We start from the raw sequence: 15,065 nt of genomic DNA on the forward strand, positions 1-15,065 counted from the left end.
GGCATGCCTACGCGGAGCATGGGCACGATAGGGGTTGTTGCGGATATCGCGGAGCAGGGGCGTGGTTACGGGACACATCGTTCCTCACGCTCCAGCGTGGGAATGCCTTTCATGACGCTCCGCGTCATAGCGTGAGCAAGAGCGTCATGCCCATGCGGGGCATGGGCATGACGGGCGGGTGTGTGACCAGCCCTCAGCCTGCGACCAGTACCCGGATCGCTTCCAGACGCAGGGCCGCTTTTTCAAGCATGGCCAGACCCTGTTCACGTTGCGTGCGCAGAGCCACCAGTTCACTGTCGCGCACGGTTGGGTTGACCGCTTGCAATGCCGTCAGGCGGGCCAGTTCTTCTTCGGTGTCGGCTGCCAGGCGACGCTGAGCTTCGGCGACGCGCTCTGCGTGTTTCGGCGTGATTTTCTCTTCGCCCGCGTTGATCCTCGGGGTCAGTTGGTCGCGTTGTGCCTGGATGAACTTGTTGGCGCTGGCACGGGGCACGCTTTCGAGCTGATCGTTGAGCGTATTGAACGACACACGGCTGGCCAGATCGTTGCCATTGGGGTCAAGCAGGCAGCGCAGCGCAGCAGGCGGCAGATAACGCCCCAGTTGCAGCGAGCGAGGCGCAACCACTTCGCTGACGTAGATCAGTTCGAGCAGAACGGTGCCCGGCTTGAGCGCCTTGTTCTTGATCAGTGCCACGGCGGTGTTGCCCATCGAGCCGGACAGCACCAGATCCATGCCGCCTTGCACCATCGGGTGCTCCCAGGTGATGAACTGCATGTCCTCGCGGGACAGCGCCTGATTACGGTCGTAGGTGATGGTCACGCCTTCGTCGTCGCCCAGCGGGAAGCTGGCGTCGAGCATCTTTTCACTCGGCTTGAGGATCAGGGCGTTTTCCGAGTGGTCCTCGCTGTCGATGCCAAAGGCGTCGAACAGGGTTTCCATGTAGATCGGCAGGCTGAACTGATCGTCCTGGTCGAGGATCGCTTCGACCAGCGCTTCGCCTTCGCCTGCGCCGCCGGAATTGAGTTCCAGCAAACGGTCGCGACCGGTATGCAGTTCGCTTTCCAGGCGCTCGCGTTCGCTGCGGGCTTCATCGATCAGGGTTTGCCACTCGTCGTCGTCACCGCTTTCCAGCAACGGCAGCAGGCGCGGGCCGAACTGATGCTGCAGGGCGTTGCCGGTCGGGCAAGTGTTGAGGAATGCATTCAGCGCTTCGTGATACCACTGGAACAGGCGGGCCTGCGGACTGGTTTCCAGGAACGGGACATGCAGCTCGATGGTGTGCTTCTGGCCGATCCGGTCCAGACGCCCGATACGCTGCTCCAGCAAGTCCGGGTGCGACGGCAGATCGAACAGGACCAGATGGTGGGAGAACTGGAAGTTGCGGCCTTCGCTGCCGATTTCCGAACAGATCAGCACCTGGGCGCCGAACTCTTCGTCTGCAAAGTAGGCCGCGGCTCGGTCGCGCTCGAGGATGTTCATGCCTTCGTGGAAAACCGTGGCGGGGATACCGGAACGCACCCGCAGCGCGTCTTCCAGGTCCATGGCGGTTTCGGCATGGGCACAGATGACCAGCACCTTGACACGCTTGAGCATTTTCAGGGTATCGATCAGCCAGTCGACGCGTGGATCAAAGCGCCACCAGCGCTCTTCCTCACTGACTTCCGACTGCGACTGGAAGCTGACTTCAGGGTAAAGATCGGCGTGCTCGCCGACCGGCAGTTCGAGGTATTCGACAGGGCAGGGCAGTGGGTATTGATGCAGCTTGCGCTCCGGGAAGCCCTGCACGGCGGCACGGGTGTTGCGGAACAGCACGCGGCCGGTGCCATGACGGTCCAGCAGTTCGCGAATCAGACGCGATTTGGCTTCTTCGTCGCCGGTATTCACCGAGGCCAGCAGCGAATCGCCTTCGGCACCCAGGAAGCCGTGAATGGTTTCCTGCGCCTCGGCAGACAGCTTGCCCTTGTCGAGCAGCTCCTGAACGGCCTGAGCCACCGGGCGATAGTTCTCGCTCTCGGCGCGGAAGGCCTTGAGGTCGTGGAAACGGTTCGGGTCCAGCAGGCGCAGACGGGCAAAGTGGCTGTCTTGGCCCAGTTGTTCCGGCGTCGCGGTCAGCAGCAGTACGCCGGCAATGACTTCGGCCAGTTGTTCGACCAGCGAATATTCGCGGCTGGCCTTGTCTTCGTGCCAGACCAGGTGGTGCGCTTCGTCAACCACCATCAGGTCCCAGCCTGCCGCAAACAGGGCGTCCTGGGCCTTTTCGTCTTCGACCAGCCATTCCAGGGCGACCAGTGCGAGCTGGGTGTCTTCGAACGGGTTGCCGGCATCGCTTTCCATGAAGCGCTCAGCGTCGAACAGCGCGACCTGCAGGTTGAAGCGGCGACGCATTTCCACCAGCCACTGGTGCTGGAGGTTTTCCGGGACCAGAATCAGCACGCGGCTGGCGCGGCCCGACAGCAGTTGGCGATGGATCACCAGACCGGCTTCGATGGTTTTGCCCAGACCCACTTCGTCGGCCAGCAGAACGCGCGGCGCGATACGGTCCGCGACTTCGCGAGCGATGTGCAACTGGTGGGCGATAGGCTGTGCCCGCACGCCACCCAGGCCCCACAGCGAGGACTGCAATTGGCGGCTGGTGTGTTCGAGCGTGTTGTAGCGCAGCGAGAACCATGACAACTGGTCGATCTGGCCGGCAAACAGACGGTCGGTCGCCAGGCGGAACTGGATAAAGTTCGACAGCTGGGTTTCCGGCAGCGTGACCAGTTCGTTCTGCGCGTTCAGGCCGTGGTATACCAGCAGGCCATCGACATCGTCGACTTCGCGAACGGTCATTTTCCAGTTTTCGAAGTGCGTGATCACGTCGCCAGGGGAGAAGCGCACGCGGGTCAGCGGCGCATTACGCAGTGCGTACTGACGTGTTTCGCCAGTGGCCGGATAGAGCACGGTCAACAAGCGGCCGTCCTGTGCCAGAACGGTGCCCAAACCCAGCTCGGCTTCGCTGTCACTAATCCAGCGTTGCCCCGGTTGATACTGCTGCGCCATGCTGCCTGTCTCCCGCTTGAAAAAGCTGAGTATGTTAACGGAACACGCCCCGAAGGCCAAAGGCAGCGTGAAAAAACTCATGGTCAGCGCCGGAACCTATCGAATTTTTGGTTCCATGACACTTATTTCACTGAGAGGGGTCAAAAAAGATCTTATAAACCACCACTGGCTCTTTCAGCCCGGTTCAAGTTGCCTCGTGCACGGCCGAAACCCCGGTAAGAGGAGATAAAACCATGCTGCAACCTATGCTTCCGTTAAGTGTGGTGCCTGTGACATCACAGCTGGATCCGGCCAAACGCATGCCGGACATTCCACCTGTAGCGCCGGTGCAGGAGAGCTCCAGCGAGACCTCCATCGACCTGCGCAATGAAGATACTGAACGCAGCGCGTTGCTGTTGCGTGAAGAGCAACAGCGCCAGCAGCAACAGCAGCAGGCTCATGGCGGCGGAGAAGCCGAGGAATACGTCGGGCTGGTCGTCCCGGGTGATTCGCTGAACGCCGACAACACCGTACCCGTTGTACCGCTCATCGACGACGAGCCGCGCCAGGGGCTTTGGGTGGATATCCAGATCTGATCGCTGCACCGCCCAGGGCTGTACTGGTCACGGGACTGGTCAGGGCCGCTGCGATTGAGCATTATTGGCCCTGATTTCCCGTGTTCGAGAACCGCAAGCCATGAGCGACGATGCACAATTGATCGACCTGGGTGCCGAGCGCGCCAAGCGTATCCACGATCTGCATGACAAGCGCCTCAATGAAGTGCGTAACGCCTTCGAACAGGCGATGCCATTGAGCAGCAAAAAACCGAAGAAAAAGCCCAAAAAACGCTGATCCAGCCGCCACACCCTTGATCTGATCAGTCTGGTTCAGTAACAGCTGATCTGGATCAACTCGCCGTTATGTTCGCTGCCTTAATCTTGTTCCATCGAATGCGTTGTGGGCGGACACGCGCCTGCATGCATTCAATGAGCACGCAAGGCACTTGGGGCGACTTCGGTCGCCCTTTTTTTCTTCTGCATGCCACGCCCTGCATCGAACGCCGGGCGCTATCAGCTCACGGTTTTGGCACCGGCATTGGCCAAGTCGTAGGCTCTGGCGGCTTCGGCGGTCTTGATGTCGCGCTGATAGCTCGGCGTCCAGGCGGTCACCAGTGACTTCTGGGTGAAGCTGACATTGCTGCCGATGTCCTTGAAGTGCGCATCGCCATAGTCATCCAGCACGCCGGAGTTGCTGGCCTTGTTGGAAACATCCACGCCTTTTGCGAAATAGTTGGCCTGCGAGAGGATGGTCGCATCCCCCGTCGCGGTGAAGCCAAGATGGAAGTTGTCGATCGAGTTGTTGTAAACGTCAAAGTCGCCATGCCGCATCAGGCCGGGTGCCCGAACATCCAGGTTGCTGAACACATTGTTGGCGATGGTCATGCGCGGGTAACCCTTGTACTCGGCCTTGGCTTGAGCGGAGTCGTCCGGCTGACCGAGAATCACGCCATATTCGTTGTTCTGGAATTTCGAGTTGGTCAGACTGACGTTGTCTGCCGTCCCGCCGACATAAAGCAGTTTGTCCAGGCCTTTGGCGTTCTGATCCTTGGTGCCTGAATAGGTGTTGTGATCGATCCAGTATTTCTGACCGCTGCTGATGAACATCTGCATGTCACCGTTTTCGCGATAACGGCTGTCGTGGTCGAAGTTCAGATTCTGGAAGATGTCATTGCTGGCGGTCTTGCCGCTGGCCAGGTAGATGTTGTGCAGGCTGTTGCCCTTGTCGGTACCCAGCAGGGTCTTGTTGGCGCCAAAGTTGATGGTCACCTTGCTGTCGGCAGACAGGTTGGCCCCCAGTTTGACGGTACGGGCTTTGTCGTCCTCCATGTACTTCTTGAGGTCCGCTACGGTATTGACCGTGACGACTTCGCCACCATTACCGCCGGTGGTATTCGCCTGTTTGGCGAAGCCGACCATTCCGGACATGTCGGCCCCAGGACCGTTGCCCGCTCGGTGCGCGGGTTGCGCCACTTTTTCTGTGGTCTCAGATCTGTCTGTGGCGGTTGGCAACGTTTTGGCGGGCGCAGGCTGATTGGCGGCTGGCGTATTGCCTTGGGCTGACGCCGAAGTGCGCGTCGTATCAGACGGCGCTGCTGTGGCGTTCTTTTGCAGCGAGACCGGTTTGTCGGTCGGATAATCGTTTTTCACCACGAACGGCTTTTCTGTGTTGCCGGACGATGACGGCGACCCTGACGAGGGGGCTGATGAAGACTGAAGGGAGGTCGGCGCCTGTTCCCGTTCAGACGGTGCAGGTGCCGGTGTCGAGCCGTCCTGCTGATGCCCTTGTGATCTGGAAAACAGATCCTTGAGGATGGTGCGAATGGCTTCCACCAGCTTGTTCAGCAACAACTCGACGGGGTTTTCAGTTGCACCCGAGGCTGCGTTTGTAGCGGGCGTTTGCGCCCTGGAGCCAAGGCCATTGAACGACGACTGCAACCCTGTTGCCTGCTGCGGCGGGGCGAAGTCGACCAGTTTGCTGCCATTGCCGGACGTTACCTGAGGTGGCGGACTGTTATCGGCTTGCGGGTTTATGCCCTGGGTTGGTTGCCCGGAGACGGGATAATAATTTCGGGTGATCATATTCATGGGTGATTGCCCCGCCTGCAGGAATGAACGATTCGTGATCCGGATAAGGTAGCGCTGGTTTCCTGAGTGGAAAGCGCAGCCAAAACAGTTCCGAGGGCATCATGAATTTGTGTTCAGGTCAGCAGTGGAGCCCGGGCGCGGCCGCAGGTGCGCGCGCCGGTTCCGGGGATCAGCCGAAAGTGATCTCGGGCAATACGGTCAGGTCGACGGTCTGCTGCTTGCGCGGGGCGAGAATCTCGGCTTCGCCGTCTACAACCAACTCATCGTTCTGATTGAAAACACGGGTGGCGATGCGCACGCGGAATTTCGGCAGTTTTTCCAGGATTTCCAAGCGCACAGTCAAGGTATCGCCCAGTTTCACCGGCTTCTGGAAGGTCATCTGCTGACCGATATAGATGGTGCCGGGGCCAGGCAACTCGCATGCAACCGCCGCACTGATGAGTGCGCCGCTGAACATGCCGTGGGCAATACGCTCCTTGAACATGGTCTTGGAGGCGTATTCGGCGTCCAGGTGGACCGGGTTGTGGTCTCCGGACATGGCGGCGAACAGTTGAATGTCACGCTCTTCCACTGTCTTGCTGTAGCTGGCGGTCTGACCGACTTCAAGAGCTTCGTAAGGCGTGTTGGTGACTTGAGTCATGTGGCTGTCCTGACAATAAAAATGAATTGAAGCGTGCCGGTTCGTGCAATCCGACCTGGCCTTGATTTGTAACACTTGATGACCTGTCGCCGCCAATGCGCAGACAAGATCATTCAGACGCTTGCTGGCGCTTCCCGGATCACATTCAAGGCAAATAATAAGCAAACGCCATGTGAATAAGGCTACTGAGCGATCGGGCAAGTATCTTTACCAGCCCGATTGCCGTGAGCAGTGTATCGCCGACGACAGATTTCAGTCTGAACAGAGACAAGATTCATGCTGCTGATGAGGCCCGGACGATCATTTGCCTGAGACACTTTAACTGCTAACGTCCGCCCAGACCCATGCAGGGAAAAAGGATAAAAATAATGCAAGCTGACTTCTGGGATGACAAGCGTCCGGCGGGTGTCGACGCCGAGGTGGATCTGCAAACCTACCAATCGGTCGTCGAGGTGTTCGAGCGCTGCTGCAGGAAATTCGCCGACCGACCTGCGTTCAGCAACATGGGCGTGACGCTGACCTACGCGGAACTCGAGCGTCACTCCGCCGCCTTCGCCGCGTATCTACAGCAGCATACGCAACTGGTGCCGGGTGATCGCATTGCCGTACAGATGCCCAATATTCTGCAATATCCGATCGCCGTATTCGGTGCGATGCGCGCCGGTCTGACGGTGGTCAACACCAACCCGTTGTACACCGCACGCGAGATGCGCCATCAATTCAAGGACTCTGGTGCCAGAGCGCTGGTTTACCTCAACCTGTTCGGCAAGCTGGTGCAGGAAGTGCTGCCGGACACGGCCATCGAATACCTGATCGAAGTAAAAATGGGCGACATGCAGTCGGCGGCCAAGGGCTGGCTGGTCAATACCATTGTCGACAAGGTCAAGAAGATGGTCCCCGAATTCCATCTGCCTCAGGCCGTCGGCTTCAAGCGCGCGCTGCGCCTGGGGCGCGAGAGCCGCATGCAGGTCGTATCGCGAGGTCTGCAGGATGTTGCCGTTCTGCAATACACCGGTGGCACCACGGGGCTGGCCAAAGGCGCGATGCTCACCCATGGCAATCTGGTCGCCAACATGCAGCAAGTCTATGCCTGCATGCGCCAGCAAGGACCGCAAGGCGGATCGCTGTTTGAAGAGGGCAAGGAGGTGATGATTGCGCCGTTGCCGCTCTATCACATCTATGCGTTCACGGCGAACTGCATGTGCATGATGATCAGCGGCAATCACAACATCCTGATCACCAACCCTCGCGATATCGGCGGCTTCATCAAGGAGCTGGGCAAGTGGCGCTTCACCGCCATGATCGGCCTCAACACGCTGTTCGTGGCGCTCATGAACCACCCGGAATTCAAGAATCTGGATTTCTCGGCGCTGAAAAGCACCAACTCCGGTGGCACTGCACTGGTCAAGGCCACGGCCGAGCGCTGGGCGCAGATCACCGGCTGCACGATCGTCGAAGGTTACGGCCTGACCGAGACGTCGCCTGTCGCCAGCGCCAATCCCTATGGCGCCCTGGCACGCCTGGGAACCGTGGGCATTCCCGTGCCCGGCACCGCGATGAAAGTCATTGATGACGATGGCATCGAGTTGCCTTTCGGCGAGCGTGGCGAGCTGTGTATCAAGGGGCCGCAGGTCATGAAAGGCTACTGGAACCAGCCTGATGCCACGGCCGAATGCCTGGACGCCGAAGGCTGGTTCAAGACCGGTGACATTGCCGTGATTGGCGCTGACGGGTTCGTCAGTATCGTCGACCGCAAGAAAGACTTGATCATCGTGTCCGGTTTCAACGTCTACCCCAACGAAATCGAAGACGTGGTCATGGCCCATCCGAAAGTCGCCAACTGCGCCTGTATCGGCGTGCCGGACGAGCGCTCGGGGGAGGCCGTGAAGCTGTTCGTGGTGGCGCGAGACCCGCAGCTGAGCATTGAAGAGCTCAAGGCCTTCTGCAAAGAGAATTTCACCGGCTACAAGGTGCCCAGACAGATCGTTCTGCGTGATTCATTGCCGATGACTCCGGTGGGCAAGATTCTGCGACGCGAGCTTCGGGACATCGCCTGACCCTTTAATCGTCTCCATGTGTGTACCTGGCCCCGTTTGCAGAACGCTGTAAACGGGGTCGGTTTTTTTCGGAAACAGGCGATTATATTGATTGACCGCTCTGTTCCGGTACTTTCGACGTGATGATGAAAATTTATTAAATGAATTTAAAGTGACTGCTTGTTAGTTTCTGGTCGTATTCGTGACTGTGTGGCCTGCTTCTGCCTCTAGTCGGCCTTTGGCAAAGCTGCTACTCTCGGCGCGCTTTTTGATCAGTCATAAAGCGAAAAAGCGTCTACTGCATAATTCCAAGCACAAGAAAATCATCGCTTCAGGCGATGTGAAGAATTCGCTATCGCTACGGAGCCGACTGAATGATTGATAACTTCTGGAAGGACAAGTACCCGTCCGGTATCCCTGCCGATATCAACCCCGACGAGTACCCTAACGTCCAGGCGGTCCTGAAGCAGTCCTGCCAGCGCTTCGCCGACAAGCCGGCGTTCAGCAACCTGGGCAAGACCATCACCTACGGCGAGCTTTATGAGCTGTCCGGCGCGTTTGCCGCCTGGATTCAGCAACATACCGACCTGCAGCCGGGTGACCGTATCGCCGTGCAGCTACCCAACGTATTGCAGTACCCGATTGCCGTCTTTGGTGCGATTCGCGCCGGGCTGATCGTGGTCAACACCAACCCGCTGTACACCGCGCGGGAAATGGAACACCAGTTCAACGACTCCGGTGCCAAGGCGCTGGTGTGTCTGGCAAACATGGCCCACCTGGCCGAGAAGGTCGTACCCAAGACGCAGATCAGGCAGGTGATTGTCACCGAAGTGGCCGACATGCTGTCGCCGTTCAAGCGCTTGCTGATCAATAGCGTCATCAAGTACGTGAAGAAGATGGTCCCGGCCTATCACTTGCCCAAGGCCATCAAATTCAACGATGTGCTTGGCAAGGGCCGTGGTCAGCCAGTGACCGACGTGTCGCCCGGCAGCGCCGATGTTGCCGTGCTGCAGTACACCGGCGGCACCACCGGGGTGGCCAAGGGGGCAATGCTGACGCACCGCAACCTGATCGCCAACATGCTGCAATGCCGCGCGCTGATGGCGTCAAATCTGGGCGAAGGCTGTGAAATCATCATCACGCCGCTGCCGCTGTATCACATCTATGCCTTCACCTTTCATTGCATGGCGATGATGCTGCTTGGCAATCACAACATCCTGATCAGCAACCCGCGTGACCTGCCGGCCATGGTCAAGGAGCTTTCGAAATGGAAGTTCAGCGGCTTTGTCGGCCTTAACACGCTGTTCGTGGCCCTGTGCAATAACGAAGGCTTCCGCAACCTCGATTTCTCGGCGTTGAAAGTCACCTTGTCCGGTGGCATGGCCCTGCAGCAGGCCGCCGCCGAGCGCTGGAAGCAGGTGACGGGCTGCCAGGTCTGCGAAGGCTATGGCATGACCGAGACCAGCCCGGTGGCCACGGTCAATCCCGCTCAGGACGTGCAGATGGGCAGCATCGGCATTCCCGTACCGTCGACCCTGTGCAAGGTCATCGACGATGCGGGCAACGAGCTGGCGTTCGGTGAAACCGGCGAGCTGTGCATCAAGGGGCCGCAGGTCATGAAGGGCTACTGGCAGCGCCAGGAAGCGACCGATGAAATGATCGACAGCGAAGGCTGGCTGAAGACCGGCGACATCGCGATCATTCAGCCTGATGGCTACATCCGGATTGTCGATCGCAAGAAAGACATGATCCTGATCTCCGGTTTCAACGTGTACCCCAACGAACTGGAAGACGTACTGGCGACACTTCCCGGCGTGCTTCAATGCGCGGCCATCGGCGTACCGGACGAAAAATCGGGCGAAACCATCAAGGTTTTCGTGGTGGCCAAACCGGGCGTGACCCTGACCAAGGATAAGGTCATGGAACACATGCGCGCCAACCTGACCGGCTACAAAGTGCCACGCAGCGTCGAATTCCGCGACGTGCTGCCAACCACCAACGTCGGCAAGATCCTGCGTCGCGAGCTGCGTGACGAGGAATTGAAGAAGCTGGGTGTGAAGAAGTAGGGTGGAGCGTCCAGAACGGCATGCGACGCGGAGCGCCGCACGATAGTTGCGATTATCGTTCCTACGCTCCAGCGTGGGAATGCAGTTCTCGACGCTCTGCGTCGCAAGAGTACGCGCAGCGTCCGGAACGGCGTGCGACGCGGAGCGCCGCACGATAGTTGCGATTATCGTTCCCTACGCTCCAGCGTGGGAATGCAGTTCTCGACGCTCTGCGTCGCAAGAGGACGCAGAGCGTCCGGAACGGCATGCGACGCGGAGCGCCGCACGATAGTTGAGATTATCGTTCCGCACGCTCCAGCGTGGGAATGCAGTTCTCGACGCTCTGCGTCGCAAGAGGACGCGCAGCGTCCGGAACGGCATGCGACGCGGAGCGCCGCACGATAGTTGCGATTATCGTTCCCTACGCTCCAGCGTGGGAATGCAGGTCTCGACGCTCTGCGTCGCAAAAAGGGCGCGAAGAGTCAGGAATGGAGTACCTCATACTTTATTGTGATTGAGCACTGCTGCCTCAAACCATGACCGCAATGGATAGCCTGACACTCAGGCCATTCGTCACGACCCGCCACAATCTGCGACAATCCGCACCTGCCATTTGAAAAAAGACCCTGCGCGCCTGATGACCGACGAATCGCCCTCTATCGACCAACTTCTGAAAAACCTCGACCAAGCGATGATCAGCGAACGTCATCGTCTGCGCCGTCAGTTGCACGACCTGCGCAAAAAGCCCGACGAGGCGAAGCTGGCGCAGTGGGTTGCGCGGGTGCAGGCGTCCTGTGCGCAGGTCACGGCGCGGCGTGAAAGTGTGCCGGCGATTCGTTATGACGATAACCTGCCCATCGCGGCCAAGCGTGACGAGATCAAGGAGGCGCTGCTCAAGCACCAGGTGCTGATCATTGCCGGCGAGACTGGCTCCGGGAAGACCACCCAGTTGCCGAAGATCTGCCTGGAAATCGGTCGCGGTCAGCACGGTCTGATCGGTCATACCCAGCCGCGCCGTATCGCCGCTCGCAGCGTGGCCAGCCGGGTTGCCGAGGAGATCGGCACACCGTTGGGCGCACTGGTCGGCTATCAGGTGCGTTTCGAGGATCAGAGCGACAGCAATACCCTGATCAAGCTGATGACCGACGGTATTCTGCTGGCCGAAACCCAGCATGATCGCTTTCTTGAGCGCTACGACACGATCATCGTCGACGAAGCCCACGAACGCAGCCTGAACATCGATTTCCTGCTGGGTTACCTGAAAACCCTGCTGCCGCGTCGTCCGGACTTGAAAGTCATCATCACCTCCGCGACCATCGACCTGCAGCGCTTTTCCGAGCATTTCAACGATGCGCCGGTGATCGAAGTGTCCGGGCGTACCTTCCCCGTGGACGTCTGGTATCGCCCGCTGACCAGCGAGCAGGACGAAGACGGCAACAGCGTTGAAGAGGACCTGACCGTCGATCAGGCGATTCTGGCCACGCTGGACGAACTGGCGGCCTTCGAGCGCAGCGAGCGCAAGAGCCCAGGCGATGTGCTGGTGTTCCTGCCCGGCGAGCGCGAGATCCGCGATGCCGCCGAAGTGCTGCGCAAGGCGCAGCTCAGGCATACCGAGATCCTGCCGCTTTACGCGCGCCTCTCGCCGGCCGAGCAGCAGCGTATCTTTCAGTCGCACCCCGGTCGTCGCGTCGTACTGGCCACCAACGTCGCTGAAACCTCGCTGACCGTGCCAGGCATCCGTTATGTGATCGACACCGGTACGGCGCGCATCAGTCGCTACAGCTATCGCGCCAAGGTCCAGCGCCTGCCGATCGAGGCGGTGTCGCAGGCCAGCGCCAACCAGCGCAAAGGCCGTTGTGGACGGGTCGAACCCGGCCTGTGCGTGCGTCTGTACAGCGAAGAGGATTTCAACGGTCGGCCGGAATTCACCGACCCCGAGATCCTGCGCACCAACCTGGCTGCGGTCATCCTGCAGATGCTGCACCTGCGCCTGGGCGAGATCACCGACTTCCCGTTCATCGAACCGCCGGACGGCAAGGCGATCAGCGACGGTTTCAACCTGTTGCAGGAGCTCTCGGCGGTCAACCGTGAGAATCAGCTGACCCCGCTGGGCCGTCAACTGGCGCGTCTGCCGGTGGACCCGCGTATGGGCCGCATGCTGCTGGAAGCAGCGAAGCAGGGCAGCCTGCAGGAAGTGCTGATCGTCGCCAGCGCCATGTCGGTACAGGACGTGCGCGAGCGCCCGCCCGAGCGTCAGCAGGCCGCGGATCAGGCCCACGCGCAATGGAAGGACGCCGACTCGGACTTCGCCGGGATGGTCAATCTATGGCGCGGCTTCGAAGAGCAGCGCCAGACCCTGACCGCCAGCCCGCTGCGTAACTGGTGCCGGCGCAATTTCCTGAATTACCTGCGCCTGCGGGAATGGCGCGATTCCCATCGGCAATTGAGTCTGATCTGTCGCGACCTGCAACTGACGGTCAACAAGGAGCCGGCCGATTACCCGAAATTCCACAAGGCCATTCTTTCCGGTCTGCTGAGTCAGATCGGGCAAAAGACCGACGAGGGCGATTACCTCGGCGCACGGCAGCGGCGCTTCTGGATTCATCCGTCCTCCGGATTGGGCAAGAAGCGTCCACAGTGGCTGATGACCGCCGAACTGGTGGAAACCACCAAGCTGTACGCGCGCATGGTCGCCAAGATCGACTCGGACTGGATCGAGCCGCTGGCCGGCCACCTGATCAAGAAAAATCATTTCGAGCCGCATTGGGAGAAGAAGCGCGGGCAGGTTGTGGCGTTCGAACAGATCACGCTGTTCGGCCTGATCGTGGTGGGCCGTCGCCCTGTGCATTTCGGCCCCATCGACCCGGTGGTTTCGCGCGAGCTGTTCATTCGTGAAGGCCTGGTGCGTGGCGATATCCTGTCGCGGGCCAAGTGCCTGAGCGCCAATACCCGCTTGCTGGAGCAGCTCGACGAGCTGGAAGCCAAGGCTCGACGCCGCGATATTCTGGCTGACGAAGACACCTTGTACAGCTTCTATGAAGCACGCATCCCGGCCGAGATTCATCAGACGGCCACCTTCGACAGCTGGTACAAGACCGAAAGCCAGAAGAATCCGCAGCTGCTGATCATGCGCGAAGAGGACGTGCTGGCTCGCGAGGCCAGCGAAGTCACCGCCGCGCAATACCCGGATACCTTGCGTCTGGGCGACCTGAGCCTGTCGCTGAGCTACCACTTCGAACCCAACCACCCGCGTGACGGCGTGACCTTGCGCGTTCCCGCGCCATTGTTGCTGTCGCTGCCTGCCGAGCGTCTTGAATGGCTGGTGCCGGGGTTGCTCGAGACCAAATGCATCGCGCTGGTCCGCAACCTGCCCAAGGCGGTACGCAAGAATTTCGTGCCGGTCCCGGATTTCATCAAGGCGGCGTTGCAGCGCATTACTTTCGGCGAGGGCTCGTTGCCTCAGGCGCTGGGTCGTGAACTGCTGCGCATGACCGGCGTACGGGTCAGCGACGAAGCCTGGGCCGAGGCGGCACAGCAGCTTGAAGGCCACCTGAAGATGAACCTGGAAATCGTCGATGGCAGCGGCAAGTTTCTTGGTGAGGGACGTGATCTGGCCGAGCTGACGGCGCGCTTTGCCGAGGCGAGCCAGGCCGCGCTGGCCGTGCCGCAAACCGCAAAAAGCCAGCAGCCGGTGCAGGCCAAGGCCTTCGCAGCGGTGGCGCAGAAAACCCAGCAGAACATCGCCGGGCTGTCGATGACGGTCTATCCGGCGCTGGTCGAAGAGGGCGGCGCGGTCAAGGAAGGCCGGTTCTCGACTCAGGCCGAGGCCGAATACCAGCATCGCCGCGCCTTGCAGCGTTTACTGTTGCAGCAGTTGGCCGAACCCGCCAAGTTTCTACGCAACAAATTGCCGGGGCAGACCGAACTGGCCTTGCTGCATCGCGAACTGGGGCGCATCGATGCGTTGATCGAAGACATCCTGCTGGCCAGCCTCGACAGTTGCGTGCTGGAAGGTGAAGCCGAGTTACCGCGCGACGGTGCCGGCCTGCTGTCACTGGCTGAGCGCAAGCGCGCCGACTGGACCGAGCATGCCGAGCGGCTCGCGAAGCTGACGCTGGAAATCCTCAAGCTGTGGCACGGTCTGCAAAAGCGCTTCAAAGGCAAGATCGACCTGTCCCAAGCGGTGGCGCTAAACGATATCAAGGCGCAACTGAGCAAGCTGGTGTACCCCGGATTCGTCCGCGAGACCCCGGCGGTATGGCTCAAGGAGCTGCCGCGTTACCTGAAGGCCATCGAGATGCGCCTGGAAAAACTCCCGGCTCAGGTGCAGAAGGACAGGGTATGGAGCATCGAGCTGGCAGGTCTGTGGACGCAATATCAGACACGCGCCGACAAGCATGCTCAAGAGGGCAAGCGCGACCCGGAGCTGGCGCTGTACCGCTGGTGGATGGAGGAATACCGCGTCTCGCTGTTCGCCCAGCAACTGGGCACCAAAATGCCGGTGTCGGACAAACGGTTGAGCAAGCAGTGGAGTCAGGTGGAGAGCTGATCCACTGCTTCCTGTCACCCAGTAAAAGGCGTCTATCGTGCCTATATTCATTGGCCCGATAGCGCCAAAACCGGGCTCTGTGGCACACTCCGCGCCTGTCTTCACCGTGTCATGAAATGCTGCTCCCTGTT

Annotated in this window: 8 protein-coding genes; 5 read left to right on the forward strand and 3 right to left on the reverse strand. The window is 59.9% G+C overall.

What is annotated here, in order from left to right:
• Positions 1-193: 193 nt before the first annotated feature.
• Positions 194-3,040 (reverse strand): RNA polymerase-associated protein RapA, encoded by a 2,847-nt coding sequence (rapA, locus tag BT119_RS20150; protein WP_003363488.1) that lies wholly within the window; start codon positions 3,038-3,040, stop codon positions 194-196.
• A 233-nt stretch (positions 3,041-3,273) separates the two neighbouring features.
• Here rapA and BT119_RS20155 point away from each other — a divergent pair, with 233 nt between their 5' ends.
• Positions 3,274-3,615, forward strand: a complete 342-nt coding sequence (locus BT119_RS20155; protein WP_003363486.1) for a hypothetical protein — start codon at positions 3,274-3,276, stop codon at positions 3,613-3,615.
• 100 nt (positions 3,616-3,715) lie between these two features.
• Positions 3,716-3,871 carry a hypothetical protein gene (locus BT119_RS20160; protein ID WP_072366874.1) on the forward strand — a complete coding sequence of 52 codons (156 nt, stop codon included), beginning with the start codon at positions 3,716-3,718 and terminating at the stop codon, positions 3,869-3,871.
• Between the two features lie 218 nt (positions 3,872-4,089).
• On the opposite strand, the gene BT119_RS20165 is transcribed toward BT119_RS20160, so the two are convergent.
• Both BT119_RS20165 and BT119_RS20170 read right to left on the reverse strand, forming a co-directional pair.
• Positions 4,090-5,664 carry a pectate lyase family protein gene (locus BT119_RS20165; protein WP_058416690.1) on the reverse strand — a complete coding sequence of 525 codons (1,575 nt, stop codon included), beginning with the start codon at positions 5,662-5,664 and terminating at the stop codon, positions 4,090-4,092.
• A gap of 169 nt (positions 5,665-5,833) precedes the next feature.
• Positions 5,834-6,304, reverse strand: coding sequence for a MaoC family dehydratase (locus BT119_RS20170; protein ID WP_003363482.1), 471 nt, complete (start codon positions 6,302-6,304; stop codon positions 5,834-5,836).
• A 368-nt stretch (positions 6,305-6,672) separates the two neighbouring features.
• On the opposite strand from BT119_RS20170, the gene fadD2 reads away from it, so the two are divergent.
• The 3 genes from fadD2 to hrpA all read left to right on the forward strand — a co-directional run bounded on the left by fadD2 (position 6,673) and on the right by hrpA (position 14,934).
• Positions 6,673-8,361 (forward strand): long-chain-fatty-acid--CoA ligase FadD2, encoded by a 1,689-nt coding sequence (gene fadD2 / locus BT119_RS20175; protein ID WP_072366802.1) that lies wholly within the window; start codon positions 6,673-6,675, stop codon positions 8,359-8,361.
• A 353-nt stretch (positions 8,362-8,714) separates the two neighbouring features.
• Complete coding sequence (gene fadD1, locus BT119_RS20180) at positions 8,715-10,406, forward strand: long-chain-fatty-acid--CoA ligase FadD1 (RefSeq protein ID WP_003431149.1); 1,692 nt, start codon at positions 8,715-8,717, stop codon at positions 10,404-10,406.
• A gap of 616 nt (positions 10,407-11,022) precedes the next feature.
• Entirely contained in the window at positions 11,023-14,934 is a 3,912-nt protein-coding gene (gene hrpA, locus BT119_RS20190; RefSeq protein WP_003431146.1) for an ATP-dependent RNA helicase HrpA, read from the forward strand.
• Positions 14,935-15,065 lie beyond the last annotated feature (131 nt).

The sequence above is a fragment of the Pseudomonas sp. NFACC10-1 genome (genome assembly GCF_900119195.1).
In the GTDB taxonomy this organism is placed as follows: domain Bacteria; phylum Pseudomonadota; class Gammaproteobacteria; order Pseudomonadales; family Pseudomonadaceae; genus Aquipseudomonas; species Aquipseudomonas cerasi.

What these genes read in the sequence shown, in the direction of transcription:
- rapA (WP_003363488.1), bottom strand. Translation starts at nt 3,040, where the DNA reads ATGGCGCAGCAGTATCAACCGGGGCAACGCTGGATTAGTGACAGCGAA.
- BT119_RS20155 (WP_003363486.1), top strand. Translation starts at nt 3,274, where the DNA reads ATGCTGCAACCTATGCTTCCGTTAAGTGTGGTGCCTGTGACATCACAG.
- BT119_RS20160 (WP_072366874.1), top strand. Translation starts at nt 3,716, where the DNA reads ATGAGCGACGATGCACAATTGATCGACCTGGGTGCCGAGCGCGCCAAG.
- BT119_RS20165 (WP_058416690.1), bottom strand. Translation starts at nt 5,664, where the DNA reads ATGAATATGATCACCCGAAATTATTATCCCGTCTCCGGGCAACCAACC.
- BT119_RS20170 (WP_003363482.1), bottom strand. Translation starts at nt 6,304, where the DNA reads ATGACTCAAGTCACCAACACGCCTTACGAAGCTCTTGAAGTCGGTCAG.
- fadD2 (WP_072366802.1), top strand. Translation starts at nt 6,673, where the DNA reads ATGCAAGCTGACTTCTGGGATGACAAGCGTCCGGCGGGTGTCGACGCC.
- fadD1 (WP_003431149.1), top strand. Translation starts at nt 8,715, where the DNA reads ATGATTGATAACTTCTGGAAGGACAAGTACCCGTCCGGTATCCCTGCC.
- hrpA (WP_003431146.1), top strand. Translation starts at nt 11,023, where the DNA reads ATGACCGACGAATCGCCCTCTATCGACCAACTTCTGAAAAACCTCGAC.